This window comes from Nocardia sp. NPDC004260, from assembly GCF_053603155.1.
In genome coordinates this window covers 15,732-42,062 of the sequence record NZ_JBSGEZ010000065.1, presented here as the reverse complement: position 1 = coordinate 42,062, position 26,331 = coordinate 15,732, and the positions used below count along the sequence as shown (strand labels likewise).

Sequence of the window (26,331 nt, the reverse complement as noted above, 5' to 3'; positions counted from 1 at the left end):
GAGCGACCGACCCAGGCCGTCACCCCGGCTCCCCCCGAGTCCCTTCCACGAACCCCGTAACAAGATCCGCGCAAAGGATGGTGCCCTAGTGACCGGTCCCACCTCCGTACCCGGCGAGCACCGCGCCCGGGCGACCGCCGTGCTGTTCGACTTCGGGGGTGTGCTGACGTCCAGCGTCTTCGAGGCGTTCCGAGAATTCGGCGAGTCGATCGGCTGCGATCCCCGCCTACCGCTGCGCCTGTTCAGCGATGACGTGGAGGCCCGGGCACTGCTGGTCGCCCACGAGGAGGGACGCATGGGCGAGCGAGAGTTCGAACAGGGCTTCGCGGTGCGGCTGCGGGCGCACGGCGTCGAGGTGGACGGAGCCGGGCTCGTTCACCGCATTCAGTCCGGCCTGCGGGCCGACAGCGCCATGATCGAACTGGTGACCGAAGTCAGGGATGCGGGATTCCGTGTGGGGCTGCTGTCGAATTCACTCGGCGACGACTGCTACGCCGAATTCGACCTCGCTTCGATGTTCGACGCCGTCACCATCTCCGGTGAGATCGGTGTACGCAAGCCATCGCGGCGCGCGTACGACATCGCCTGCGCCCGTTTGAATGTCGAGCCGGGAGCCACCGTAATGGTGGACGACCTGCCACAGAACATCGTCGCGGCCGAACGCGCGGGGCTCACCGGCGTCCTGCACCGCGACGCGGCGGACACCATTGAGCGGCTGTGGGCCGCTCTCGGCCCGTCGTGAGCTAGGCGTTCCGCCGATCTACGCCGGCAAGCACCTGTTCAGCGAGAACAACGAAGGGGCACCGCGAATGAGCCCGAGCACCAAGGAATCCACCGACGTCGTTCTGGCCGAGAACGCGAGCCCGGACGCGTCCGATTCAGAGCGTTAGCACGAGCTTTCCGATATTCGCTCCGGTGAACAGCGTGTCGGGCAGGCGTTCGCGCATCAGAGCGCTCCCAGTTCGGGATCGCCCGCGGGCAGCGCGTCGAAGACCAGCACCTCGGCCGGACCGCTGAGCGCGTCGCCCAAGGCCGCGTTGACCTCACGCAACACCGCACTCTGGCCGTGGGCGCGCAGCGCTTCTTTCGACGCCCATTTCTCGATCATCACGAATCGACCGGGTTCGCCGATCCGTCGATGCAGTGCATAGAGCAGACAGCCCGGCTCGGAGTGCACCGCGGGCGCGGCCGTCCGCAACGTCCGCTCCACCAGCGCTTCCTGGCCCGGCTTCGCGATCATGGTCGCCACCACCACACAGGGCTCGGCCATACGTTCCTCCTCTTTGGAGTGGGTTGTGTCGCTTCGTTCTGTCCGGCTACGGTCGCTTGCCCCATGAAGGGTCGCGGCGGCGCAACTCCATCTGGGCGATCGTGCGCTTGTGCACCTCGTCCGGCCCGTCCGCCAGACGCAAAGTGCGCAAATGCGCGTACATGTTCGCCAAAGGGAAGTCGTCGGAGACGCCACCACCGCCGTGGACCTGGATGGCCCGGTCGATCACCTTCAGCGCGACCTGGGGCGCGGCCACCTTGATCGCGGCGATTTGGACGCGCGCGTTGCGATTTCCGACCGTGTCCATCAGATGCGCGGCCTGGAGTGTCAGCAACCGCGCCATCTCGATCTCGATGCGGGACTCGGCAATCCAATCCTGAATATTGGCGCGGTCGGCCAGCGGCGCGCCGAACGTCGTCCGCGCTTGCGCTCGGTCGATCATCAGGTCGAGCGCCCGTTCGGCCATGCCGATCGCTCGCATGCAGTGGTGGATCCGTCCCGGCCCGAGCCGGGCCTGGCTGATCATGAACCCGTCGCCCTCACCGGCCAGCAGCGCGGTGCGCGGCACTCGGACGTTCTCGAACACCACCTCGGCGTGCCCTTCCCGGTCCTGATACCCGAAGACGGGCAGATTGCGCAGGACCGTCACGCCAGGGGTGTCGATCGGGACGACCATCATGCTCTGCTGACGGTGCACGGGCGCATCCGGATCCGTCTTGCCCATCACGATGAGGACCTTGCAATTCCGGTGCAAGGCGTTGGAGGTCCACCACTTTCGGCCGTTCAGCACGTACTCGTCGCCGTCGGGCCGCATGCGCAGCTCGATGTTGGTGGCATCGGAGCTGGCGACCGCCGGCTCGGTCATCGCGAACGCCGAGGCGATCTCACCGTCCAGCAGCGGCCGCAGCCACGTCTGTTTGTGCTCGGGCGTGCCGAACAGCGTCAGCACTTCCATGTTCCCGGTGTCCGGCGCGTTGCAGTTGGTTGCCTCCGGCGCCAGATGCGCGCTGCGGCCCATGATTTCCGCGAGCGGCGCGTATTCCAGGTTGGTCAGCCCCGGGCCCCACTCCGGGTGCGGGTGGAACAGATTCCACAGACCGCGCTTGCGCGCTTCGGTCTTGAGTTCTTCCAGAATCGGCGGATGGAAGTGCGGATCACCGGACTCCGTCATCTGTGCGTGGTAGATCGCCTCCGCGGGGTAGACGTGCTCGTCCATGAAGGCGAGCAGATCCTCGCGGTATCGGCGAGATCGCTCCGAGAGCTCGAACATGGCGACTCCTCGTACTGACTGACGGTTGCCTACGCACCGTATTTGAATTCGACTTCAGATTCAACTTTGCCCATTGCCCGGTCCGCCCGCGATGCCGACGACGCGTGCGTCTGCGACGCGGGCGATCTGCCCGGCTGCCGAGCCGACCGGTGCCCGCCCACAACGGTCTCACCGGAGGCGTCGAGAGCTGTGCCGGTCATCGGTTGTTCTACTCGAGGGCTTCGATTCCGATGCGCAACAGCGGTTCGACCCCGGATCCCACGGTCTCGAAGCCGGATCCCACGGTTTGCCCGTGGAGATGGCGGTAGTGGATGCCTTCGAGGATCGCCGCGAGTTTGAAGGCGGCGAGCCCCAGATAGAAACCGAAGTGCGCGAGGTCGCGGCCGCTGTGTTCGGCATAGCGGTCGAGCAGTTCGGCCTCGGTGAGGAACCCGGGCGCGAGCGCCACGTCGCTGACACCGGTGACGCCGATCTCGCCGAGGCGGTGATACAGCAGCAGGAGCGCCACATCGGTGAGCGGATCACCTAAAGTGGCCATTTCCCAATCGATTACGGCGACCACGCGGTCTTCGGAGTCCATCAGGATGTTGTCGAGCCGGTAGTCGCCGTGGACGATTCCATCCGGAGACTGCGGAGGCTGGTGGGCCGCGAGCCTCCCGTACAGCGCGTCCGCACCCGGCAGTTCCCGGGAGTAGGAGGCGTCCAATTGCTTCTTCCAGCGGTGCACCTGCCGCCCCAGGAATCCGCTCGGACGTCCGAAATCCGCAAGTCCGGCTGCCGCGGGATCGACGGCGTGCAGAGCGGCCAGAGCGTCGACCATTCCGGCCGAGATGGTTCGCGTCCGGTCGGCGCCGATCGCTGTGAGTTCGGCCGCCGTGCGGTAGGGCGTCCCGATCACCCGCTCCATCAGATAGAAGGGCGCGCCGAGGATGCCGGGATCCTCGCACAGCGTGTAGGTGGCGGGAACGGGTACGCCCGTGCCGGCCAGCGCGGTCATCACCCGGTATTCCCTGGACATGTCGTGAGCGGTTGCCAGCACGTGACCGAGCGGGGGCCGCCGCACGATCCACGCCGACCTGCCATCGCTGATCTCGTAGGTCAGGTTGGATCTCCCGCCTGCGATCAAGCGGCCGGTGAGCGGCCCGGCGAGCAGATCCGGCTCGACATCGGCCAGCCATGCCGCCAGGCGATCCACGTCCAAGCCGGGTAGATCCTCGGGGTTACGGTCGCTCATCAAGGCACCAGCACCGCGACCGTCTCGGCGACACACGCGGGCTTGGCGGCGCCGTCGATGTCGACGGTGACGCGGCTGACCGCCTGGAATCCCAGGTTCGCCGGCGCGAGCGAGAGCAACTCGACTCCCGCGCGCAGCCGGGACCCCACGGTAACGGGCGCGGGGAACCGCACCTTGTTGGCGCCGTAGTTGACGCCCATCGACAACCCTTCGACGCGATAGATCTGCTGGGTCAGCATCGGAATGAGAGACAGCGTGAGAAATCCGTGGGCGACGGTCGTGCCGAACGGTCCCGTCGCCGCTTTCACCGGATCCACGTGAATCCACTGGTGATCGCCCGTCGCGTCGGCGAAAAGGTCGATCTGCTCCTGGGTCACGGTGTGCCAGTCGCTGTATCCGAGGTGAGTTCCGATGGCCTTCTCCATCTCGGCCAAGCCCTGGAATACCTTCATCGGTCGCTGTCCTTCCGTCCTAGTCCCGAGGTCCGCCGGCCACATAGACCACCTGGCCGGACACGAATCCCGCTCCCTCGCTCACCAGGAACGACACCGTGTGCGCGATGTCATCGGGCGTCCCCGCGCGAGCGACCGGGATCTGTGCGATAACCGCCTTCTTCAATTCCTCGAAGGACACGCCCATTCGTTCGGCCGTGGCCGCGGTCATGTCCGTCTCGATGAATCCTGGCGCAACGGCGTTGGCGGTGACGCCGAACTTGCCTAGTTCGAGTGCGAGAGTCTTGCTGAAGCCCTGGATACCGGCCTTCGCCGCGGCGTAGTTGGCCTGGCCGCGGTTGCCGAGCGCGGACGTGCTGGACAGGCTGACGATGCGCCCCCAGCCCTGGTCGATCATGTGGCGCTGCACCGCGCGGCTGCACAGGAACGCGCCGCGCAGGTGCACACCCATGACGGCCTCCCATTCATCGACGGTCATCTTGAACAGCAGGTTGTCGCGGAGGATGCCCGCGTTGTTGACCAGCACCGTCGGAGGACCGAGTTCGGTGACGACGCGGTCGACGGCCGACGCCACCGCGGCTTCGTCGGCCACGTCCGCTCCGATGGCCAGCGCGCGGCCGCCCGTGGCTTCGATGGCGTCGGCCACGGGCTCGGCCGCGGCCTCGTCCAGATCGAGCACCGCGACGGCCATGCCGTCGGCGGCCAGCCGTCGCGCGACGGCGGCGCCGATGCCGCGTGCCGCGCCGGTGACGACGGCGATCCGTGGAGTCTGGGTGCTGATGATGTTCTCCTCTGTGTGTGTTCCGATGGACGCCCTCGCGAGGGGGCGCGGAGGCCTGGACGCATCTCGGCGGTGCTGCTTGCCGAGGCGTCCACGGCGGCGGTTACGGCGCGTAGACCACGCGACCTACGGTCTTGCCGTCGGCGAGGCGTTGCACGCCCTCGGCAATGCCGTCCAGCGTCAGTCGTTCGCTGACCAGCGGCCTGATCGCGCCCTCCGCGGCGAGCCGGGTCAGCGTCCGATGACATTCGGCGACCGCTGTGGGTTCGTAGGCGTTGTACAGACCCCAGTGCAGGCCGACCACGGAATAGTTCTTGACCAGCGCGTGATTCAATGCGGCGGTTTGGATTTCCCCGCCGGCGAAGCCGACGACCAGGATCCGGCCTTCGAAGGCGATGCATTTCGTCGATCTTGCGTAGACGTCGCCGCCGACCGGGTCGTAGACAACGTCGGCGCCCCGGTTGTTCGTCACGTTCTTCACCACCTCGACGAAATCCTCCGTCCTGCGATCGATCACCACGTCGGCGCCCAGCTTCGCGGCGTATGCCGCCTTCTCCGGACCGCCGACGACACCGATCACCCTGGCGCCCGCGGCCTTTCCGAGCTGGATGGCCGCACTGCCCACGCCACCGGCCGCGGCGTGCACAAGCAGGGTCTCCCCGGCTTTCAGACCGGCTCGGCGATGCAATCCGAACCATCCAGTCTGATATCCGATGTACAGCGCGGCCGCTTCAGCGTCATCCAGCGCGGGCGGCGCGGGGAACGTCTGGGCGGCGTCCAGCAGGGCGAATTCCGCCAATCCGCCGTGCGGCAAGGCGGTTCCGCCGATCACGCGATCGCCGACCGCGACTCCGACGACATCGGCTCCCACGGCCACCACCTCACCGCACACTTCCACGCCCGGCGTGAACGGCAGCGGGGGCCGCACCTGGTACAGGCCGCGACACATCAGCACGTCGGGAAAGTTCGCCGCGGCGCCGGTCACGCGGACAAGGACTTGGCGCGAACCGGGCTCGGGCCGTTCCACAGTGTCGAGGCGCAGCACCGTGCCCGGCTCGCCGAGTTCGTGAACCCTCCACGCCTGCATCGTGGTCATCTCAGGCACCGCCGGTGAGGGTGACGCCGCCGTCGACGACGAGCAGCTGGCCGGTGAGCCAGGCGGCGTCTTCGGAGAGCAGGAAGGCCACGACGCTGCCGATGTCCTCGGGCACGCCCAGCCGCCCGAGCGGGTAGGCCGCGGCGACCTGATCCTCGCGGCCCTCGTAGAGGGCACTGGCGAACTTGGTCTTCACCACGGCCGGGGCGACAGCATTGACCCGCAGGTTCGGGCCGAGTTCGACGGCGAGTTCCTGGGTTATATGCGTCAGCATCGCCTTGCTGGCGCCGTAGAAGCCGATGCCGGGCGCGGGCTTCACCCCCGCGACCGAGGAGAGATTGACGATCGCGCCGCCGTGCGCTTTCATCCACGCCTGGTACGCCTGCTGGACCCACGAGAGGGCGGCTAGGCAGTTGACCTCGACGATCTTGCGGGCGGCGGCCAATGGCAGTTCCATCATCGGACCGAAGACCGGGTTGATTCCGGTGTTGTTGACAAGGAGATCCGCGCTGCCGAACGCGTCGATCGCCCGCTCGACGGTCTCGGCCTGATGGGCGACGTCGTCGGAGTGACCGGCGACGGCCAGTGCCCGGTCCGGACCACCCAGCGTCTCGACGGCGTCGTCGAGCGCCTTCTGATTGCGTGCGGTGATGACGACCTTCGCGCCCTCGTCGACCAGCCGCTGGGCGATGCCGAGACCGATGCCGCGACTGGCGCCGGTGACGATGGCGGTCTTTCCTTCGAACCTGTTCACAGGTTGGTCCTTTCGATTGTTGTCCGAGGTCACGACAGTCGCTCGGGCACCATGGCCATGCCACGGCCACCGCCGACGCACATCGTTTCCAGGCCGAGCCGCTCGTCCGAGATGAACACCTCGCCCGTCTGAGCGGCCGGATCGTCGGGCCGGATCTCCCCCTTGGCGGCCCGTCGCGGCGATCGGGCGATGGAAACGATGGCGGCTTCGGGCATGCGGCCCAACCTTCCGGAACTTACTGAGCGCTTATTAACACGCCCACCTTGCGCGATAGGTGCCGCCGCGTCAATATCGACCACCCCGGAAAGTGGCTGTGACATGCATCACCAGAACTGCAGAAGCGCAGGTCACGTCATCGAAATTGAGATGATATCGAAATCGGATTCAAGTTCTACCCGGCTCGGTGACTACGACCGGTGCACCCTCGGACCCTCGCGATCGCGCCGCCGCCTCGCGTAAAAGGCGGCCGACAACGGCGAAAGGAGTCGGCACGCGGGCCCGAATATCCCCTGCGGGAACGAAGTTCGGTGAGCGCGAATCAGTCCGATTCGAGCTGCAGCGCGTTGACCCACAACTGCGTCAGGGTGGTGACGAGCTTCTCGAACGGGATGCGCTGATTCTGGACGAAGACCGGGTAGGCCATCCGGCTCACCATCACCGACAAGGCGTGCGCGGTGATCATGGGATCGAGGTCCGCGCTGGCCCGGCCGGATTCCTGCAGCGCGGTGATCATCTTCGCGTTGCGCTCCGCGAAAGCCCTTCCCCGTTCCATCCGCAGCCCGCGAAAATCCTCGTTGATCAGGGCGACCTCCTCGAGCACGGCCATCAGGCGCGCGTTGCGCTTGTAGGAGCGCAGGTAGTCCCGATTGGCCGCCTCGATGAGTTCGCGCGGGTCGGTGACGCCCGTGCGCTCGCGAACGTGCGGGTGCAGCATCTCTTCCTGCACCTGCTCCGCCACCGCCGCGAAGATCTCTTCCTTGCCGTCGAAATAGGTGTAGAACGACCCCGACGCTGTCCCGGCGGCCTTGGAGATATCGGAGATCTTGGCATCGAGGTATCCGTCGCGCTCGAATACCTCGCGCGCCGCGGCGATCAACGCGGTACGTGTGCGTTCGCCGCGCTTGGTGCGCGGAAGTCCTTTACGGGACTCGGCCTCACTCACAACGGACTCGGACACCAACGCTGGCCACTCACTGTCGGTCGACGGGACGATTGTCGGATTCACGGTATCACCGCGAACAGCGCGAACAGGTGGTCGAGGCGGCGCGCACCGCCACCACCGCAGGGCACTTCGTCGCCGAATGGATCCGGCCCTCAGAGCGGCTTGGCCACAGCTGGAGTCCGATATCGGAACCGGATCAGCAGAGGGCTCCCCGCATTCGGCGCTAACCGATCGGCAGTGCGCTGAAGATCGGGTTGTAGGCCCAGTTCACCATGCGCTCGGCGTCATCCTTCGCGGCAACTCCGCTGTCGGGTGAGCTGTGCAGGACCACACCGATCAGCGGTATTCCTGCCCTGACCGTCTCGAACAGCAGGCAGGTTCCCGCAGCGTCGGTGTATCCGGTTTTGATGCCGATAGTGCCGGGATAGTCGTGCAGCATCCTGTTCGTGGTCTGCCAGAGGTGAGCGCGGTTGCCCGGGCCGGCGGGCACGTGATAGCTCTGCGAACCGACGATCTCCCGGAACACCGGCAGGCTCATCGCGCGCAGGCCGAGGGCGACCAGGTCCGCCGGTGTGGAGTAGGTGGAGTGGTCGGTGGGGGCAGGCAGCCCGCTGGGGTCGGCGAAATGCGTTCCCGCCAGGCCCATCTGACGCGCGGTGTCGTTCATTTTGGCGATGAAACCGTCTTGTCCGGGCCCGTAGGCTTCGGCAAGGGTATAGGCGGCGTCGCAGCCGGACGGCAGCATCATCGCGTACAGGAGCTGTCCCGCGGTGAGCACCTCGCCGGGGACCAGGCCTGCGGTGCTTCCGTTGTACTCGGCGTCGTAGGCGAGGATTTCCTGCGGCACGGTGATGGCCCGGTCGAGGTCGCCGGCATTGATCACGACCAGTGCCGTCATCACCTTCGTGATGCTGGCTATCGGGACCGGGGTGTTCGGCTGTCGCGACCACAGCACCGTGCCGGTGATTCCGTCTGCCAGCGCCGCACCCGACGCCTGCACCGCATCCGGCCCAGACGTCAGCCAGGGCAACTGGATATGGGCGTCGCTCGCGGCGGGGGCGGCCGCGACACCCTGACCGGCTACCACAACCAGCGCCCCGGCGACGACGGCGTGCAACAATCGAGCAAATGTCCGCATCGCCACATTGTGCCGTGGCATTTCCGCAATTAAGGGCATTTCATCGGTCGAGTTGCCGCGCGACTTCAGCAACAGCATCTAATCAGCTAATCCAGGCGCCTCTGAGCTCGACGCTTCGGTCGACGGCCGAACAGCTGGTCTCGTCAGTCCGTGGTTACCTTACGGGATGAGCCGGCCACGACGGAGGCCACGCGATACGCCGTCCCCGAACGCGCCTGCGGTCACCACGGCCGCCTTCGACAAGCTGTTCCTGCCGAAGCTCGGCTACAGCACCGCTGCCGGGATAACCGAGATCAGTCCGCCGTCGACGAGGATGTCCTGTCCGTTGATGTAGGACGCTTCGTCCGACGCGAGGAAGGCGACCGCCGCCGCGACATCCTCCGGGGTGCCGACCCGGCCGGCGGCGACCGTGGTAGCGATCGTGGACTTGATCTCGGCGGATGCTTCGGCTTGGAAGGCTGGGGTGTCGATGTACCCAGGGCTCACGGAGTTGACGCGGATGTGCCGGGTCGTCAGATCGGCGGCGAGGGTTCGGGCCAGACTCTGCACCGCGGCTTTGCTCGCGGTGTAGAGGGCGGCGGCGGGCGCGCCGCGATACGCGGCGAAAGACGCGTTGATAACGATCGCCGCGCTGTCCGGCAGGAGGGGCAGCGTCTTCTGGATGGTGAAGAACGCGGCCTTGAGATTGGTGTCGATGACACGGTAGAACTCACCTTCGGTGACCTCCTCGATGGTCTGGAACGCGCCGATGCCCGCGTTCGCGAACACCACGTCCAACCGGCCGAACCGGTCGCGGATAGTGGTCACCAAGGTGTCCAGATCGCTGAGGTCGGCTGCGTCACCGGCAATCCCGATCGCCCGATGCCCGAGTTCATCGACCGCCGCGTCGAGCCGGGCCTTGTCGCGCCCGGTGACGATCACCTCCGCTCCTTCGGCGATGAGCCGCTGCGCGATGGCCGCCCCCATGCCGCTGGTACCGCCGGTGATGAGTGCGATCTTGCCGTTGTATCGGGAACTGTCGTGCGTCATGGCTCCAGCGTGCCGACCCAGCCCCGAAGCAAACAGTGCGCATTTATGGTGGGTGTGGCACCACCACCTTGCGGCCGTCAGGCGGGCGAGGCGACGCGCCCGCGGTGTAGCCGTTCCAGGCGCTCGCCGGTGGCGGTGCCCGGCCGCGGGTTGTACAGCACGAGTTGCCATTCGGGATGGTCCGCAACCGTCAACGTCGTCGCGTCGAAGAACAATTCACCGAGGTCGGGATGACGCAGCGCGTTCACCGCCTGCTCCGGAACTCCGACTTCCTGCCGCTCCCACAGTTCGGTGAATTCCGGGCTCACCAACCGGAGATTGTCGACCACCCTGCGGAAATCGGTGTCGCCAGGGCAAATGCCCGCGCTTGCCCGATAGGCGGCAACGATGGCAGGTGCGTTCGCCGCCCACAGCTCTTCCATGGCGCGATAACGAGGATTGGTGAAATACGTGAGGAGGCAATTGTGTTCGCCGTCGCCGTAGCCGAACACCGCCCGTGCGCTGTCGTTGAACCTCAGCACATTCCAGTACCGATCGCGCAGTACCGCAGGCCGCCTGTCCCAAGCATCGATCAACTGCTGCACTTCCGGTGTGACGGCTGTTACCGGCGCGCACTCCAGGGTAGGCGGGTTGAGTCCTGCCAGCAGGTACAGATGGATCCGTTCCGGTTCGCTCAGCATCAGGACTCGGGCGATCGCATCGAGCACCTCGCCGGAGACGGTGATGTCGCGCCCCTGCTCCAACCAGGTGTACCAGGACACTCCGACTCCGGCCAGCACGGCGAGCTCCTCTCGCCGCAATCCAGGCCTGCGCCGCCGGCCCGTCGCCGCGATCCCGACATCCTCGGGCCTCAACCGCGCCCGCCTGGCACGCAAAAAGTCACGTAGCAACTCGCGGCGTCGTGGCACGGCTTCGCTCGTCATAAGCCACGGTAACAAGCGCCCGCAACGTCGCGTTGGACCACCGCCGCGGATATCAGTGTCCGTACTCGGGTGCGGCCTGCAAGTCGGGTGCGGCGGCGGCCAGCAACGCGTCGCGGTCGCGGTTCAGCGGAGGGTAGATACGGCGAGTGTTGATGGCGCGCTTGGTGTCTTTGGCCTCTTCGCCACACGCGACCACATGGCGGTCCCAGCCCTCGGTATACACCGCTCCTGCCGGTCCCAGATCGAGAACCGTCACATACCAAGGGATCCGCAACGGCTTCATGGGCTTGCCGAGAAGATCGCCGATCACGTTGTATCCCGCCCATCGGCCCATCGGACGGCTGTGCTGGCAGGACATCACCGACATGTGCTCGTCGTCCATTTTCGCGGCAGCGACGTCACCTGCGGCGAATACCCCGGGCACACCACAGACACGCAGATAATCGTCGACGGGGAGTCGCCCCAGCCGGTCACGGTCGACGCCGAAGTCCGCGGTCAGCAGGTTGGCCCGCATGCCTGCACACCAGACGACCGTGGCGGCGGGCACCATTTCACCCGAGGAAAGCGTCACCCCGCGTTCATCGATGGATACCACCCCGACGCCCAACTTGGTCTCGATCCCGGTGGAGGCCAACGCCGCCTCGATGACCGGTCGGGCCGATACACCCATGTCCGAGCCGACGAACGGGTTGCGGTCGACCAGGATGACCCGCGGTGCGACGGCACGCGTGGCAAAGACGTCGGCGAGCATCGCGGGCAGCCCGGTCGCCTCTTCGATCCCCGTCAAACCTGCCCCGACGACGACTACCGTGGCGGCCGCCGGGTCAGCGGGGCCCTCGGCGAGCCGGTGCAAGTGAGCCTGCAGTCTCGCCGCTGCGTCGTGGGTGTCGATGTCGAATCCGAACTCCCGCAGGCCAGGGATATCGGGCTTGACCACCTGGCTGCCCAAGGCGAGCACCAACCGGTCGTAGCCGTGAGCGCCCGCGGTGGATTCCACGATTCGCGCCACAGCGTCGATCGCCGTCACTTCGCCGATGATGTGCTCGATTCCGACCGGATCGAGGAGAACGCTGAGCGGGATGCGGGATGTGCTCAGATCGGTCTCATAGTCACGCACGCGGATGTCGTGGTACGGCGTGGAACTGATCATCGTGATATCGACGGTTCCGCCCGCCACATCGAGCTCGTCGAGCCGCCGGGCCGCCGCGAGCGCCGCCCACAGACCCGCGAACCCGGACCCGAGGACCACGACACGCGACGGATCGGTCACTGCAGCGCGCTGCACATCGTCATTCTAAACTTCGTGATCGTTGCTGCCGCTGGTCAGGACGCTGGAAGTCCCGAGGTGATGGAGGCGCCCGAGCAGGCGGCGCAACGACTGGTCGGGTCTCTCGCCAGCCGTGTCGAGGATGACGTGGTCCCGATCCCACGGCTGATATTCGCGGTCGAGCACCTGCTGCCATTCCGGCAGCGGCAGGTCAGGGATGTCGACCGACCGCGAAACGACACGGTGCCGATGCTCGGCCGGATCCGAGCAGATCACCTCGATTTCCACCGCGGCGACACCGGCATCTCGGGCAGCGCCCAGCCAGCTGTCGCGGGTGATCGACAGTGGGTTCACGGATTCTGCGATCACGGTCAACCCCTGCCGAAGATGCTCCCCGGCCAGCGCGTATCCCACTACATAACCGGCAGGCCCCACGGGATGCTCGGCCAGGCCTGATCGAACGATCGCCTGCTCGATGGTGTCGACCCGCAGGTGCACGCCACCGATCCGCGACGCCAATAAGCGCGCCAACGTGGTCTTACCTGCCCCCGGAAGTCCCCCGATGACGATGAGCATGCGACCCATCCTGCCAGCGGCCCACAGCCGACCAGAGCTGCCGACAATCGCTACCGGTCCACACTCAGGAGAACCCCGATCAATCGAGGAACGGTATCGGTTGTGCGGCGGATCGGTGGAGATGCTGGTCGTCGGTCTCACGGGCGGCGCGTAGCTGAAGCATGCTGACGGACAGAGGTCGGCCCCAGCACCCCGGAGAAGGGAGATAGACGGTGGCATTGGGACGTCGTCGGCTGTTGATCGGCTTCGCCGGTGCGGGTGGTCTCGCCTTGGCCGGATGGGGGTGGACGCGAGAACTCGCGCCGCCACCCACACCTGCCACAATCCGATTCGACCCCACACCCGGCACCCACGATGTCGAACCGCGCAGTCTCGGCACGGTCACCGTCACCGACGGGACGCTGCGATCGGTCGAATGGATCGATGAAACGGGCAGATCGCTGCCGGGCGTATCGGCACCCGATCATCGAGCCTGGACCAGTGCCGAACCGCTCGGCTACGGACACACCTACACCGCGAAAGCCGTCGCTCAGGGCGAAACCGGCGACGTCACCGCGACGACAACCTGCACCACGGTGCGACCGCAACAGATCATCGACGTCGCACTACGCTCGTCCAATCTCATCGAGCTGGCCGAAAACGACACCTATGGAGTAGGTTTCGTGCTCGTCGCCCATTTCGACGAGCCCGTGGACCGGACCGCCGCGGAACGCCATCTGAAGGTCACCACCCAGCCTGCCGTCGCCGGCGCCTGGTACTGGCTCGACGATCAGAACGCGCACTGGCGGCCGGAGCACTATCACCTACCGGGAACCAGGATCACGATCGCGGCCGAGTTCTTCGGCCGTGAACTCGGCGAGGGCCGCTACGGCCTGCGTGACCAACAAGTTTCGGTGACCATCGGCCCAGCGCACGTCGCGGTCGCCGACGACGACACCAAACAGATCGAGGTCTTCGACAACGGAAACCTCGTGCGCACCATGCCCACATCGATGGGCATGGGCGGCACCGCGGTCGTCGGCGGCAGATTCATGTCGTTCTGGACTCGCCCCGGCATCTACACCGTGCTGGACCGAAACGACCCGGTGATCATGGACTCCGCCACCTACGGCCTGCCCACCAGCTCCGCGCTCGGCTACCGCACGAGCATCAACCACGCGGTCCGCATCAGCCACGACGGAATCTTCGTGCACGAATTGGCCGCGAGCATGTGGGCCCAAGGCAACACCAACGTCTCACACGGCTGCCTGAACCTCTCCCCCGCCGACGCCACATGGTTCTACGACTTCGTCATCCCCGGCGACGTAGTCGAGGTCCGCAACACCGGCGGCGAACCCCTCGATATCTGGCACAACGGCGATTGGAGCATCCCGTGGACCGACTGGCTCCGCGGTGGCGGCCACACGTGACCCGAACGACACGCGAGCAGGTGTCCCGGCCGGGTCGCCGACGGTGATTCATTCGATGCGGACGACGCTCTTGCCGCGGGTAACTCCGCCGGCCAGGTTCGCGATCGCGGTTTCGACGTCGGCGAGGGCGTATTCGGCGGTGATATCGATGCGCACCGACCCGTCGGCGACCAGCGCCATCGCGCGAGTGGCGCTGTCGGCGAGTCGCTGCGGGTGGGTTTGGCTGCCCAGATTGCTGTTGTAGGTCATCAGCGACTGGCCGTGCATCAGCAGGTCGTTGGCCGAGACGGTGACCGGTTCGAAGGTGGCGATGTTGCCGTAGACCACGATCCGGCCATGGGCAGCCAGCCGGGCCAGGCTCGCGACCCGCGTCGGTCCGCCGATCGGGTCGAGGATCACGTCGAAGGTTTCCGCACCGATGCCATCGGGGAACTGTTCTCGCGTCAGCACCTCGTGGTAACCGAACTGACGCGCGTAATCGAGCTGACCGGAGTTGCCGACCACGCCGACTATCCGTTCCGCGCCCGCGGCAGCGGCGAACTGCCCGGCCAGTGATCCGACACCACCGGCTGCGGCATGGATCAGCACATGATCCCCGGCCCGGACCCCGCCGACGGAATCGACCAGGTCGTAGGCGGTCGAAGTCACCCATCCGAACCCTGCCGCAGTGCGTGCGTCGACGCGCGAGGCATTGATCGCCAGCACCGAAGGCGCGGTCGCGACCTCGGCGTAACCGCCCCCGCCGACCAACGCGACGACCTGTTCACCGATCCGGCCTTCGTCCACGCCCTCGCCCACCGCGATGATTCGGCCTGCGGCTTCGAAGCCCGGCACGAACGGGCGCGGCACCGGAAAATGCCCTCCACGCACCAGCACGTCACCGTATTGCACCCCCGCATAGGCGACGCGGATCGCGACCTCGCCCGGCCCGGCCACGGGCTCGTGGATCTCCGAGATCCGGAAGGTGTCATCGGTGTCCAGCACTACAGCCTTCATCACATACAACTTTCTGTGTTGACTCAGTATCCTGATACTCAGCACTCAATCAGTATCAGGATGCTGAGTCAATTTAGGGAGTTGTGACATGGTCGACGTGCCCGTCGAGGAATACGTGTGCACGCGCATTCGCCGAGCCGAACAGGCGCTCATGGCCCACCATGAGGCGGTGCTACGCGGTTACGGACTGACCATGACCCAATACACGGTGCTGCTGATCTTGTCCCGCGATGACGCCATGTCCGGTGCCCAACTGGCCCGCGCGTGCGGGGTCACGCAGCAGAGCATGGCGACTGTCCTGACCGGCATGCAGAACAAAGAGCTCATCGACCGGCAACCGTCGCCCGTTCACGCCAAAGTCATGATCGCCACCCTCACCCCGACCGGCCGCGACCTGCTCGACCGCGCCTATCAGGAAGTCATCGTGCTCGAACGCGCCCTCACCGATCGGTTCACCCCCGACGAGCACAAACAGTTCTGCGAATTCCTCGACCGCGCCACCGCGACCCTCATCGAGCAGACCCACACCACCTGAAGGCGTCGACGCACACTCCGCTCGCTGAGCAGGTTCAGTAGCACGTGGGGGTGCTCGGGTGATGCCGGGCGGGCGCCGATGACCAAGTCGCACAGATCACCGATAGTGATCTTGGTGGGAATCCCATTGCCGCCGACCGGCATGTCGGGGGCACGCGATTACTGTTTGCGCACAACCAACTCCAGCGCGATGTTGTCCGGATCGCGGAATTCCAGAATGTACATGGGGTCTTTCACTCCCGCGTGCGCGATGCCGAGTCCATCGAGCAAGGCAGCCGCCGAATCGAGATCCGACCGAGTGGCGAGGGCGAAGGCGAGGTGGTCGAGTCCTACTCGATCTTCGTCGAACTCGTCACTGGCGACGGGGCGAAGTCCGAGCAGTCCATCGCCCATCTGGTAGATCACACCGCCGAAGAGGAACCCATATCGCTCGCGGGTGGCTTCGTCCGCGTCCGCGGGACACTCCCAAGCGATCGGCCATCCGAAGACGGCGTCATAGAAGGCTCGGGATCTGTCGATGTCGGTCACTGTCAAGCGGACATGATCGAACGAACTGGTGGAGATCGGCATGATCGAGATCATGTCATGATCACCCGGCTTCGTTCAGGCGACCAGACCGCGCGATCTTGTCACCCCCCGCCGGCGATCTCGCGCATCCACCGTGACGCCCAGAGCGAGGTCCGCAGCCGGCAGGCGAGCGGTCTACGGCTGAGGTATCGGCGGTCGGCTCGCGCCCGGCCGCCGATACCTGTCCCGTCAGGCCGGTGACGTGTCGACCTGGCCGAGATGCCGCGCGAAGAACCGTGCGGCGCTGTCGACCTCGAACCTCGGTACCTCGAAATGCCCGCCCGCGTTGGCGTGCAACGTCTTCTCCTTCGAGGCGAAGGCGTCGAACAACGCAAGACCGGATCGACGGTCGAGCAGCTCATCGTCCCACTGGAGCAGGAACTCGATCGGGACGGTGATCTGTGCCGCCGCCTCGACCAGGGATTCATGCCCCAGGCAGCCGAAGACCGCCGCGGCGATTCTGGGTTCGACGGCCGTCAACGGCACCCCCGATCCCGGTACCCTGCATGATGCCCCAGAAACCGATCCGCCCGTCGGTGCCGATCTGCGGCAGTTTCCGCAGGGCGTCCAGCGTCACCCGCCATTCCGGCACGGCGCGCTCGGCCAGGTAGGTGTGCAATTCGATGATGATCGGGCCGATCGGCTCGCCCGCAGCCTGAGCACGCCGGAGGACTGCGATCCGCTGCTCATCCTCCGTCGTTCGCGGCCGGGCGCCGTGTCCGGGTGCGTCGATGGCGGCGGCGTGAAAACCGTAGCCGGTCACGAAGTGGTGCGCCCGGGCCACGATTCCCGGCGCTCTCTTATGCTGGCCGCCACTGTGCGCCATGAGCACCAAGGGTGCGGGGCCGGAGCCGGATGCGGGCGAGAAGAGCACGCCGGGTACCTCACCCACAGTGAAGTCGCGTTCGATGACACCGTTCACCGATGTCTCCGCAGTGAAATTCACAGAATGCATAGGTTATTGCCTTTCGGGATCGCCATGTTCGCGGCGCTCCCGGCGACACCTACGTCAATCGCCCAACCGTGAAGAAGATGTGGAGCACCCACTGGATATTGCGTTGATGGGTCTCACCTCCTCGCACAGTGTCACGGACTCCCGAACGCTACCAGCCCGGGCGGCATGGCGGCCAACCCTTATACTTCGTTGCTACCGACCATCGCCTCGGTGGCAGGCATTGTGCCAGCCGAAAGACATGAGGTGAACTTGTTCGCCGCGTTACTCCAGAAGTTCGCGTTCCCAGTTCCGCACGAATGCGCTTGCGGTGGCTTCAACCACTAGATGGTCTTTCGGCCCCACTCTAGGTGACGATCAGCCGCACCGAAGCCCGCCACACCGGTCATACGCTTCGAGGGTGCCCGCCGGGGCACGCCACGATCAGGGGCAAGGAGAATTCCATGGGCCAGCAGCAATTCGACGATCCGCATCATGTCGCCACCGCCAAGGTTGTCGTCGGCGTGGATGGTTCGGCGGGTTCGTGGACAGCCTTACGGTGGGCAGCGGAATTCGCCGCCGACCGCGGGCGCGAACTCGAGATCGTGCACGGTCTGGACCTGGTCGGTACCAGCTGGATACTCGGCGACTACGAGGTGCTGGTCCCGTCGGTTGTCGACGCAGTCCGCGAGCAGGGAAACGAAATGCTCACCCGCGCAGAGGATGTCGCGCTGTCGATAGCACCCGGCCTGCGTGTCTCGAGGCGTACGTCCACCGACACCGGCAGGCAACTGCTGATCGACCACAGCGCCGAGGCCTACGCGGTCGTGCTCGGCGCGACCGGCGACACCGGGACATTGACGCACCTGGGCTCCACTTTGCTGGCTGTGACCGCACACGCCGAGGGCACGGTGATCGTCGTGCGTGCAGACTCCGCCACACCCGAAACGGTCCATCGTTCCGGCCCGGTGGTGGTCGGTGTGGACGGCAGCCCGGTCGGGGAATCCGCCATCGCGGCCGCTTTCGCAGAGGCTGCCGCCCGTGATGCGGAGTTGGTCGCCGTGCACGTCTGGAGCGATTGGGATTCCAGCCGGTTCGCCGGCGAGCTCGGCCGACTCGACGCAGTCCGCGAGGACATCGAGCGTGCGGTCCTCGCCGAACGGTTGGCGGGCTGGCAGGAGAAGTTCCCCGGCGTGCACGTCACCCGCAAGGTGGAGATGGCGGCTCCCGGTCCGCATCTGCTGTCGTGGTCGAAGGATGCGCAGTTGCTCGTCGTGGGCAGCCGCGGACGCGGCGGTTTCGCGGGCATGCTCCTCGGCTCCACTGCCAACAACCTCGTTCAGCATGCCTCCTGCCCCGTCATGGTCGTCCACCCCGCCTCGGCCGGCGACTGACGAGAAGCGTTCATCCAGAACCATCGGATCTCACACTCGTCGTTTCGCACCCCGGGTGGGTTCCGGTAAACCCGCTATCGGCACTGCCCGCCGGAAATCCGTGCAGCGGCGAGCCGCGATATCGTCCGCGGCGGAGCCTCTCGCCTGGGAATGCTGCCCAAGCACCTCAGCATTCGGGACCGACGCCAGGCGAATGCGTTCGCGCGAATCCTCAGCCCTCGAGTACTGAAGCACCGCTCCTTTGAAGGGACTTCCCGCATGTCCACCTCTGTCACCGGCACCGTTCACCATCTGCCATCGGCTGCCATCGGCTGCCGTCGTCGTCGGTATCGACGGTTCCGAGAACTCCGACCTGGCCGTGCAATGGGCTGCCGAGACCGCCGCGCAGCGCGACCGCAGTCTGCTGATCGTGCACGCCATGGATCTGGCTGCTACGCAAGCCATTTTCGGCATGTACGACCTGATGGTCCCCGCGGTCGCCCAGTCACTACGGGAGGAAGGCGCCGCTCGGCTCGCCGCCGCAACACGGCTGGCCCGTGACGTCGACTCCGAGCTGCGAATCGACACCGAGCTGTCGCCCGCCCACCCGGCTACGGTCTTGATCGAACACTCCGAATCTGCGCACCTGGTGGTCCTAGGCGCGGGACGGGGTGGGCCGTTCGCGCATGTCGGCTCGACGCTACTGGCCGTAACCGCGCACGGCCACAACGAGATCGTCGTGGTTCGCGACACCGGCAGCGAGCAGCGAACCCGCCGCGAGGGACCGGTCGTGGTCGGCGTCGACGGAAGCCAGGCCGCCGAGACCGCGATTGGCGCCGCATTCACCGAAGCCGGACTTCGCGCGACCACACTCGTCGCGGTGCACGCCGTGGCCGACAACGCCGCTCGCCCCGGTACCGGAATCACCGCCTCCGCGATCCGCGAACTCGAAACCGCCGCGCAGCGGCTGCTCACCGAACAGCTCGCAAGTTGGCGGGAAAAGTTTCCCGACGTCCGGGTCACCGCCGAGGTCTCTTCTGCCACGCCGGGCAAGCTCCTGACCGCGTGGTCGAAGTCTGCCCAGCTGCTGGTGGTCGGCAGCCGCGGTCGTGGTGGATTTCGCGGCCTGTTGCTCGGGTCGACCAGCAATTCACTTGTCCAACAAGCGCATTGCCCCGTCATGGTCGCCCACGTGGGCGCGAAGAAGGCGGAATGACATGGTCAGGATCCAGCACCTTGGCGAACGGCGTCGGTCGCGCTCGGTCGAACGCGGTACCACCGCCTCCGCCCGGTCCGCGTCGACGCCGACTCGCGATGGGTGAGGTCCTCGGCTGGTGGGAGCGACGCCGAGGCGGGAGAGAAAAGCGCCGGTCACAAGCCTCGCGGCTGTTGTACGCCTGGGGAAGAAGAGTCGTCCCCACAACAGTGGTTATGCTGTTTGCTAAACTCTGCAAACAGCGTGCGATCGTGGGTGCCGAGATGCCGTCGGCAGGAGTGGAAGGAGTGGTCGTCGATGCCGGGACTGCAGCGCCCGCTCTATCAGATGAAGGCCGACTTCTTCAAAACACTCGGGCATCCCGTGCGGGTGCGGGTGCTCGAACTGCTCAGCCAGCGTGAGCACGCCGTTTCGGAGATGCTGGCCGAGATCGAGATCGAGGCGGCCAACCTGTCTCAACAGTTGTCGATCCTGCGCCGCGCCGGCCTGGTGACAGCTCGCCGCGAAGGGCTGTCGGTGACCTACGAGTTGACAACCCCCGAGGTTGCCGAGCTATTGGCTGTAGCACGGGCTATCCTCACCGGCGTGGTCGCCGGCCAGGTCGAAGCTCTCCAATGACCGCCTGACCCTAGTCATGGGGGCGATGCTCGACACTGATTGCGTATTTTCTAAACTAGCCACCTAGCAGTTTTCGAAGGAGTGATATACCGTGACCCGTCAGCTGAACGCGACCGCGCAGGCGCCGACCGACCATGAGGGCATCCTGCCGTGGAGCGCCGAAGTCGCGGAGTCGACCGCACCCGATCGCCTCGTGTGCTGCGATGGCTCACGGGCGGAGTGGGATCGGCTCACCGGACTGCTGGTGGAGAAAGGCACCTTTGTGCCGCTCGCGGCGAAGCCGAACTCATTCTGGTGTGTGTCGGATCCCGACGATATGGCGCCGGTGGAGGACGCCGGCCCGACCAACAATTGGGTCGATCCAATGGGATGCGCACAGTGATGACCGAGCACTATCGCGGGGCCATAGCGGGGCGGACGATGTATGTGATCGCGTTCTGCATGGGGCCGTTGGATGCCGAAGACCCGAGATACGAAGTGCAATCGACCGATTCGGAGCCGACGTCGGTGACGAGGCAGATCACGACCCGCTCCGGTGCGCCGGTGTGGGACAAGCTCACCGATGGGACAGGCTTCGTGAAGTGCCTGCACTCGGTCGGCGCCCGGGAACTGGCCACCCCGGCGTCGGCGGTCGAGATCGACGAATGGGTAGCCGAGACCGCATCGATCGACGAGTGGTACGCCACCATCGGCGGCAAACGGCTGCCCGACCAACTTCGTGCACAGCTGGCCGCGCTGAAGTTGCGTCCGGCCAGAGTACTGTGAACGAGCTCGCGCTCCTGCCGCGCTGGTCGGACTGGAAACCTGCACTCCGCTCGCCCGGCACGGACCTGGTGTCGGGCCTGATCGTCGCCTTGGTGGCGCTGCCCCTCGCACTCGGCTTCGGAATCTCCTCCGGACTGGGCGCGGCCGCTGGACTCTCCACCGCTGTGGTCGCGGGCGCGATCGCGGCGGTGTTCGGCGGATCCCGCTTCCAAGTGTCCGGGCCCACGGGCGCGATGACGGTGGTCCTGGTGCCGATCGTCGGCCGGCACGGCGCGAGCGGGGTGCTGACCGTGGGGCTGCTGGCCGGCCTTGTGCTGGTGGTACTGGCCTTCGCCGGGGTCGGGCGGGCTGTGCGCTACATGCCCGCACCGGTGATAGAAGGCTTCACCGCCGGCATTGCGGTTGTCATCGCGCTGCAACAGGTCCCGTCCGCGCTGCAGGTAGCGCACGCCGAGGGCGAGAAGGTGTGGCAGTCGGCATTCGACGCTGTGGGACAATATATTTCGCACCCGCATCATTTGGCGCCCGTGACCACGCTGACGGTGGCAGCGGTCGTCCTGGCCGGTGGGCGGTATCTGCCGAAACTGCCGTTCTCGTTGATCGCCGTGGCCACCGCAACCCTCGCAGCGCAGGTGCTCGATCTGGACCTGACCCCCATCGGAACCATTCCCTCCGAATTGCCCGCACCCACACTCGGATTCGTACACTTCGATCAGTTGGGGTCGCTGGTCGCGCCGGCACTGGCAGTGGCGGCGCTGGCCGCACTCGAGTCCCTGTTGTCGGCGACCGCCGCCGATGCGATGGCCGTGGGCACCCGCCACAACCCCGACCGCGAACTGCTCGGGCAAGGCGTGGCGAACATCGCAGCTCCCCTGTTCGGCGGGGTGCCTGCCACTGGTGCGATCGCTCGCACCGCGGTCAACGTCCGTTCCGGTGCCCGCACCCGTCTGTCCGCGCTGACTCACGCCGTCGTGCTTGCCGCGATCATCTACCTCGCCGCACCCCTGGTGGCGAAGATCCCACTGGCAGCCTTGGCGGGTGTGCTTTTGGCGACGACCGTACGGATGGTCGAGACCGCGTCGCTGGCCGCGATCGCCCGCGCCTCACGCGGGGATGCGGTCGTCATGGCGATCACCTTCGGCGTCACCGTCGCCCTGGACCTGGTGACCGCGGTCGCCGTCGGCGTCGGCATCGCCACCGTGCTCGCACTGCGGTCGGTGGCGAAGGAAGCCCGGCTCCAGCAAGTCCCTCTCGAGCACGACGACAGCGGCCACTTGGCCGAGGAAGACAACCTGCGGCACGACCATATAGTCGCCTATCGCATCGATGGCCCGGTGTTCTTCGCCGCCGCCCATCGGTTCCTGCTGGAACTGGCCGACGTTTCAGATGTACGCGTGGTCATCCTGCGCATGTCCGGAATCACCGCCCTGGACACCACCGGCGCACTCGTGCTGAAAGACGCCATCGGCAAACTCGAACAGCGCCACATCACCGTCCTGATGTCCGGTTTACGCCAAGACCATCGACGCCGCCTGGCCCCGATCGGCGCCCTGCCCGCAGGCGGCGACGCGCACATCTTCGCCCACACACCCGAGGCCATCGCTCACGCCCGCGGATACACACGGAGCCCCGCCGGACAAAACATATGAGCCGGTCTGGCCTACGCCGACACTCGCGCAGCGCATCCCCGACATGCGCGGCGCGAGGACCTCGGGATCGATGTCGGCGCAGGTGCTCGACGGCCCCGGCGCGACGGCATCATCGCGCTGCCATCCGTCGACCCATGCGGCCCGGGCGGCTACTTCGCCTGGATCTTTGCGATGCGAACACCGACGACGAGAGCGGTGACCGCCACGACGCCGATCACCGTCGCCAGCCGATTGATGTCGACAGCAGGCGTCCAGCGCACCTGACCGTTCTTGACCACGAAGGCGCCGATCGGTTTGGCCCCCAGACCGAAACCGCCACCCGCCCCTTCCTGCCCCGAGCTGTCGGTGCCTTCACCGGAGCCGCCACCACCGGAGATCGCGGCTGCCGCGATCACCGTGGTTCCGTCCCGCTCGATCGGCTCTGCATACACCCGCGTGACCGTCAAGGAGTCCTTCGCCGTGGCCAGTACATCCGCGACCTTCATCTGCCTGATCTCCGTCCGTCTTGCTGTCGAAACGCCCGCGCTCGGGCCACTTCAAGCTTCGAGAGAGGCTCAGGCCGGGCAAAGAGTCCTCCGACCCCCTCGCCGGGGCGCAATGGCATTTGTGGGTAACGCAGCCTGGGAACGCAGCCCCACTGCCGAGCGCGTTCTCCTCGAAGTGACCGTGGTCGAAAGTCCCTCGGCGCGAGGCGCTTCGGCACTGCTGCCACCGCCGCCTTCTCCGTAACGTCGAGGTTCCGCAGGTAGGCCCTTGGAGGAGATCGAGATGCTGGCGCGAGTCGTCTATGAATCAATGTTCGGCAACACCGCCGCCATCGCCGGGGCGATCGCCGAGGGTCTGGGCGCATACGCCACAGTGGAGGTCATGGACGTCGCTACGGCCGCCCAAATGAGCGCGGTACAGGTGGATCTGCTGGTGGTCGGCGCGCCCACGCATGCCTTCGGACTGAGCAGACCACGCACCCGACGCGACGCCGCCGAGCGGACCAAAGCAGCAGTAGCCGTCGATATCGGAGTCAGGGAATGGCTCGACGCGGCGTTCACCGTTCCGGCGGGCAGCAGAGCTGCGGCGTTCGGCACCAAAGCCGCCACTCCAGCGTGGCTGCCGGGGTCGGCCGCGCGCGGTGTGGCGAAACGGTTGCGCCGTTCGGGTTACGAACTCGCGGACGATCCGATGGATTTCCTCGTCACCGACGTGACCGGGCCACTGGCCGATGGCGAACTCGAGCGGGCACGCGCATGGGCGCAACGGCTGGCGTGTGCCGAACTCGACCGGGCCGCTCACCCCAGCTGATATAGAGAGCTGCACCGCATCCCCTATCCGGGTCCGCCGCTCGACCGGTGCCGCCGGTGTAGGGATCGGGATCCCGTACGCCCGCCGCGGAGTGATGCGGCGGCCGAAGCCGTAGTGGCAGAGCCTCGATTCGTACACTTCAGGAGAACAGCATGACCGAGCGATTTCCGGTTCGAACCGATATCGATGACATCCACGCCCCGATCTTCTGGCCCGACCCGAGTCCGCTCCACACGTGGTGGGAAGCCGTGATGCGCAGTGACGACCTTGCCGTGGCGCGTTCGTCGAACCATCGCTGAGTCGCCTGTGCGGCGCGAAGCACGTCGCATGGGGCACGGCTCGAGAGCAGCGCGTTCCGGTCGGAAACTCCATAGCCTGGAACAACAACACGAAAGGGCCACACCGGACTTCGGTCCTGCGGCCGAGCCGCACGTCGACCTTGGTCCGGTCCTACAGGGACCTAGGACTCTGCTAGCCGGTTTGCGGGCAGGGCATGGTGATGACGGGCGCGGCATCTGCCCAGCCGCGGCCCATTTCCACCGAGACGAGGGAATAATCATGAGCGACAACGCATCTGGCCAGCCCTACCACGCCGAGCCGGGAGAAAGCCTCGCCGACCCGTACAACATTCCGGGCATCGTGCTGTTCATCACCGGAGTAGCGATCCTGGCAACCACACTCACCACAGCTGGATCGGGATTCACCGGCTGGGTGACTCTCGGGGCCGCCGCCACCGTGTTGTGCTTCGCCGCCAGCGTCGCGGTGTTCTGGTTCGAGCACGAGCGCCTGCGTCGTCTCGCTCGACACCGCTCCCCGCTCCGGACCGAGTCGCAGCCGAACCCGCGGGGCCGCACGTAACCGCAGCGCAGTACCGGCTTCACCGCCCACAGGCCATCATGGCGGTCGCCGACTTCCTGTCCGGTCGGCCCATCAGGACCGTTCGCGGCGAAATACGGGACCTACGGCCCCTTCGGACACCGGCCCTCGACCCCTACCGTGACAGTATGAACGAGCAACCGACCGGAGAAACCATCCAGCGAGCCGTCCTGCTCGCCGGCCGGGCGCCGTCGCTGCACAACAGCCAACCCTGGCATTGGACTTACGACGGTCACACCCTGCGTCTGTTCGCCGTGCCCGGACGCATGCTCCCAGCGACGGACAAATCGGGCAGGCAGCTGCTGATCAGCTGCGGTGTCGCTCTGGACCATCTGCGCGCCGCGATGGCCGCCGCGGGCTGGCGGATCCACCTCGCCCGCTTTCCCGATCCGAACCGCCGGGAACACCTGACCAAGATCACGTTCGAGGCACGAATCGTCACCGAAGGCGACCGTGCACGCGCTGACGCCATTCTGCGACGGCACACCGACCGGCTCCCGTTCCAGGCGCCTTCCGGATGGTCCGACTTCGAAGAGGTGCTTCGGTCCACCTTCGAACCATCCGCAGTCACACTCGACGTGCTCCGCGACGACAGTCGTCCCGCCCTGGCCCGCGCCTCGGAGATGACCGCCGCCCTGCGCCGCTACGATGCGGGCTACCACGCCGAATTGTCATGGTGGACCGGGCACGTCGTCGCCGAGGCAGGGGTACCGAAAGAGGTCCTGGTCTCGCCGGAGGAGCGGCAGCGAGTCGGTGTGGCCCGCACGTTCCCCGCCGCCCCCACCGGCGACCGGCGCGGCCAGGTCACCGACGACCATTCGGTCGTTCTCGTTCTGTCGACCAGCAGCGACACACCCGACGACATGGTGCGTTGTGGAGAGGTCCTGTCCACTGTGTTGCTGGAGTGCACACTCGCGGGCTATGCCACATGTCCACTGACGCATCTCACCGAAACGCCACATAGCCGAGCGGTCGTGCGCGAGCTGATCCGCCATCCAGCTTTGCCGCAGGTCCTGATCCGGGTCGGCATCGCACCCGAACCGGAACAGAGCATGCCGGCGACACCGCGTCGGCCGCTTCACGAGATCCTGGATATGCCGGAATCCGTGCGCCCGGCTCGGTGACCTCGCAGCCGAGTCGCTGGGCACG

28 protein-coding genes and 2 pseudogenes are annotated in these 26,331 nt (G+C 66.4%); 12 read left to right on the top strand and 18 right to left on the bottom strand.

Going from position 1 to position 26,331, the window contains the following annotated elements; translation table 11 throughout:
- Positions 1–88 precede the first annotated feature (88 nt).
- Entirely contained in the window at positions 89–742 is a 654-nt protein-coding gene (locus ACWEO7_RS29715) for an HAD family hydrolase (RefSeq protein WP_452428103.1), read from the top strand.
- 204 nt (positions 743–946) lie between these two features.
- Here ACWEO7_RS29715 and ACWEO7_RS29710 read toward each other — a convergent pair whose 3' ends face one another.
- The 14 genes from ACWEO7_RS29710 to ACWEO7_RS29645 form a co-directional block, all read right to left on the bottom strand.
- On the bottom strand, positions 947–1,270 hold the full coding sequence (locus ACWEO7_RS29710) for a putative quinol monooxygenase (RefSeq protein WP_452428101.1): 324 nt from the start codon (positions 1,268–1,270) through the stop codon (positions 947–949).
- Between the two features lie 46 nt (positions 1,271–1,316).
- A complete protein-coding gene (locus ACWEO7_RS29705; protein ID WP_452428099.1) occupies positions 1,317–2,540 on the bottom strand; it encodes an acyl-CoA dehydrogenase family protein in 1,224 nt (407 codons plus the stop codon).
- A gap of 208 nt (positions 2,541–2,748) precedes the next feature.
- On the bottom strand, positions 2,749–3,774 hold the full coding sequence (locus tag ACWEO7_RS29700; protein ID WP_452428097.1) for a phosphotransferase family protein: 1,026 nt from the start codon (positions 3,772–3,774) through the stop codon (positions 2,749–2,751).
- The gene (locus ACWEO7_RS29695; RefSeq protein ID WP_452428095.1) at positions 3,774–4,226 is read right to left on the bottom strand and encodes a MaoC family dehydratase; all 453 of its coding nucleotides are present in this window, start codon (positions 4,224–4,226) and stop codon (positions 3,774–3,776) included. Before ACWEO7_RS29695 ends, ACWEO7_RS29700 begins: the two co-directional genes overlap by 1 nt.
- 19 nt (positions 4,227–4,245) lie before the next feature.
- A complete protein-coding gene (fabG, locus tag ACWEO7_RS29690; RefSeq protein ID WP_452428108.1) occupies positions 4,246–5,007 on the bottom strand; it encodes a 3-oxoacyl-ACP reductase FabG in 762 nt (253 codons plus the stop codon).
- A 103-nt stretch (positions 5,008–5,110) separates the two neighbouring features.
- Complete coding sequence (locus ACWEO7_RS29685; protein ID WP_452428107.1) at positions 5,111–6,094, bottom strand: NADPH:quinone oxidoreductase family protein; 984 nt, start codon at positions 6,092–6,094, stop codon at positions 5,111–5,113.
- Positions 6,095–6,104: 10 nt separating this feature from the next.
- Positions 6,105–6,857, bottom strand: coding sequence for an SDR family oxidoreductase (locus ACWEO7_RS29680; protein ID WP_452428093.1), 753 nt, complete (start codon positions 6,855–6,857; stop codon positions 6,105–6,107).
- Positions 6,858–6,886: 29 nt separating this feature from the next.
- A complete protein-coding gene (locus ACWEO7_RS29675) occupies positions 6,887–7,072 on the bottom strand; it encodes a hypothetical protein (RefSeq protein WP_452428091.1) in 186 nt (61 codons plus the stop codon).
- A 323-nt stretch (positions 7,073–7,395) separates the two neighbouring features.
- On the bottom strand, positions 7,396–8,019 hold the full coding sequence (locus ACWEO7_RS29670; protein WP_452428090.1) for a TetR/AcrR family transcriptional regulator: 624 nt from the start codon (positions 8,017–8,019) through the stop codon (positions 7,396–7,398).
- A 223-nt stretch (positions 8,020–8,242) separates the two neighbouring features.
- Positions 8,243–9,157 carry a D-alanyl-D-alanine carboxypeptidase family protein gene (locus tag ACWEO7_RS29665; protein WP_452428087.1) on the bottom strand — a complete coding sequence of 305 codons (915 nt, stop codon included), beginning with the start codon at positions 9,155–9,157 and terminating at the stop codon, positions 8,243–8,245.
- A gap of 264 nt (positions 9,158–9,421) precedes the next feature.
- Positions 9,422–10,186 carry a glucose 1-dehydrogenase gene (locus ACWEO7_RS29660; protein ID WP_452428086.1) on the bottom strand — a complete coding sequence of 255 codons (765 nt, stop codon included), beginning with the start codon at positions 10,184–10,186 and terminating at the stop codon, positions 9,422–9,424.
- A gap of 77 nt (positions 10,187–10,263) precedes the next feature.
- On the bottom strand, positions 10,264–11,109 hold the full coding sequence (locus ACWEO7_RS29655) for a helix-turn-helix transcriptional regulator (protein ID WP_452428084.1): 846 nt from the start codon (positions 11,107–11,109) through the stop codon (positions 10,264–10,266).
- A 52-nt stretch (positions 11,110–11,161) separates the two neighbouring features.
- A complete protein-coding gene (locus ACWEO7_RS29650) occupies positions 11,162–12,379 on the bottom strand; it encodes an NAD(P)/FAD-dependent oxidoreductase (RefSeq protein ID WP_452428105.1) in 1,218 nt (405 codons plus the stop codon).
- 24 nt (positions 12,380–12,403) lie between these two features.
- Positions 12,404–12,952 (bottom strand): AAA family ATPase, encoded by a 549-nt coding sequence (locus tag ACWEO7_RS29645; RefSeq protein WP_452428082.1) that lies wholly within the window; start codon positions 12,950–12,952, stop codon positions 12,404–12,406.
- Between the two features lie 212 nt (positions 12,953–13,164).
- Here ACWEO7_RS29645 and ACWEO7_RS29640 point away from each other — a divergent pair, with 212 nt between their 5' ends.
- Positions 13,165–14,361 (top strand): Ig-like domain-containing protein, encoded by a 1,197-nt coding sequence (locus tag ACWEO7_RS29640; RefSeq protein ID WP_452428081.1) that lies wholly within the window; start codon positions 13,165–13,167, stop codon positions 14,359–14,361.
- A gap of 48 nt (positions 14,362–14,409) precedes the next feature.
- Here ACWEO7_RS29640 and ACWEO7_RS29635 read toward each other — a convergent pair whose 3' ends face one another.
- A complete protein-coding gene (locus ACWEO7_RS29635) occupies positions 14,410–15,357 on the bottom strand; it encodes a quinone oxidoreductase family protein (RefSeq protein WP_452428079.1) in 948 nt (315 codons plus the stop codon).
- A gap of 88 nt (positions 15,358–15,445) precedes the next feature.
- On the opposite strand from ACWEO7_RS29635, the gene ACWEO7_RS29630 reads away from it, so the two are divergent.
- Positions 15,446–15,892: a MarR family winged helix-turn-helix transcriptional regulator gene (locus ACWEO7_RS29630; RefSeq protein ID WP_355078160.1), complete on the top strand. Its 447-nt coding sequence runs from the start codon at positions 15,446–15,448 to the stop codon at positions 15,890–15,892.
- Between the two features lie 158 nt (positions 15,893–16,050).
- Here the strand turns inward: ACWEO7_RS29630 and ACWEO7_RS29625 are convergent, their stop codons facing one another.
- Both ACWEO7_RS29625 and ACWEO7_RS29620 read right to left on the bottom strand, forming a co-directional pair.
- Complete coding sequence (locus ACWEO7_RS29625) at positions 16,051–16,461, bottom strand: VOC family protein (protein WP_452428077.1); 411 nt, start codon at positions 16,459–16,461, stop codon at positions 16,051–16,053.
- A gap of 186 nt (positions 16,462–16,647) precedes the next feature.
- Positions 16,648–17,404: pseudogene (locus ACWEO7_RS29620) on the bottom strand (alpha/beta hydrolase).
- Between the two features lie 449 nt (positions 17,405–17,853).
- On the opposite strand from ACWEO7_RS29620, the gene ACWEO7_RS29615 reads away from it, so the two are divergent.
- The 5 genes and pseudogenes from ACWEO7_RS29615 (at position 17,854) to ACWEO7_RS29595 (ending at position 23,010) form a co-directional block, all read left to right on the top strand.
- Entirely contained in the window at positions 17,854–18,783 is a 930-nt protein-coding gene (locus ACWEO7_RS29615) for a universal stress protein (protein ID WP_452428075.1), read from the top strand.
- 241 nt (positions 18,784–19,024) lie between these two features.
- Positions 19,025–19,978: a universal stress protein gene (locus tag ACWEO7_RS29610; RefSeq protein WP_452428073.1), complete on the top strand. Its 954-nt coding sequence runs from the start codon at positions 19,025–19,027 to the stop codon at positions 19,976–19,978.
- A 297-nt stretch (positions 19,979–20,275) separates the two neighbouring features.
- The gene (locus ACWEO7_RS29605; RefSeq protein WP_379252256.1) at positions 20,276–20,596 is read left to right on the top strand and encodes an ArsR/SmtB family transcription factor; all 321 of its coding nucleotides are present in this window, start codon (positions 20,276–20,278) and stop codon (positions 20,594–20,596) included.
- Positions 20,597–20,687: 91 nt separating this feature from the next.
- A pseudogene (locus ACWEO7_RS29600) lies at positions 20,688–21,199 on the top strand (phosphoenolpyruvate carboxykinase (GTP)); the annotation flags it as partial.
- Positions 21,200–21,357: 158 nt separating this feature from the next.
- Positions 21,358–23,010 carry a SulP family inorganic anion transporter gene (locus ACWEO7_RS29595; protein ID WP_452428071.1) on the top strand — a complete coding sequence of 551 codons (1,653 nt, stop codon included), beginning with the start codon at positions 21,358–21,360 and terminating at the stop codon, positions 23,008–23,010.
- A 149-nt stretch (positions 23,011–23,159) separates the two neighbouring features.
- Here the strand turns inward: ACWEO7_RS29595 and ACWEO7_RS29590 are convergent, their stop codons facing one another.
- Positions 23,160–23,495, bottom strand: a complete 336-nt coding sequence (locus tag ACWEO7_RS29590) for a spore germination protein GerW family protein (RefSeq protein ID WP_452428069.1) — start codon at positions 23,493–23,495, stop codon at positions 23,160–23,162.
- A 283-nt stretch (positions 23,496–23,778) separates the two neighbouring features.
- Here ACWEO7_RS29590 and ACWEO7_RS29585 point away from each other — a divergent pair, with 283 nt between their 5' ends.
- The 4 genes from ACWEO7_RS29585 (at position 23,779) to ACWEO7_RS29570 (ending at position 26,306) form a co-directional block, all read left to right on the top strand.
- On the top strand, positions 23,779–24,306 hold the full coding sequence (locus tag ACWEO7_RS29585) for a flavodoxin family protein (protein WP_452428068.1): 528 nt from the start codon (positions 23,779–23,781) through the stop codon (positions 24,304–24,306).
- A 152-nt stretch (positions 24,307–24,458) separates the two neighbouring features.
- Positions 24,459–24,605: a hypothetical protein gene (locus ACWEO7_RS29580; RefSeq protein ID WP_452428066.1), complete on the top strand. Its 147-nt coding sequence runs from the start codon at positions 24,459–24,461 to the stop codon at positions 24,603–24,605.
- A 259-nt stretch (positions 24,606–24,864) separates the two neighbouring features.
- Positions 24,865–25,164, top strand: coding sequence for a hypothetical protein (locus ACWEO7_RS29575; protein ID WP_452428064.1), 300 nt, complete (start codon positions 24,865–24,867; stop codon positions 25,162–25,164).
- Between the two features lie 146 nt (positions 25,165–25,310).
- Complete coding sequence (locus tag ACWEO7_RS29570) at positions 25,311–26,306, top strand: Acg family FMN-binding oxidoreductase (RefSeq protein ID WP_452428062.1); 996 nt, start codon at positions 25,311–25,313, stop codon at positions 26,304–26,306.
- Positions 26,307–26,331 lie beyond the last annotated feature (25 nt).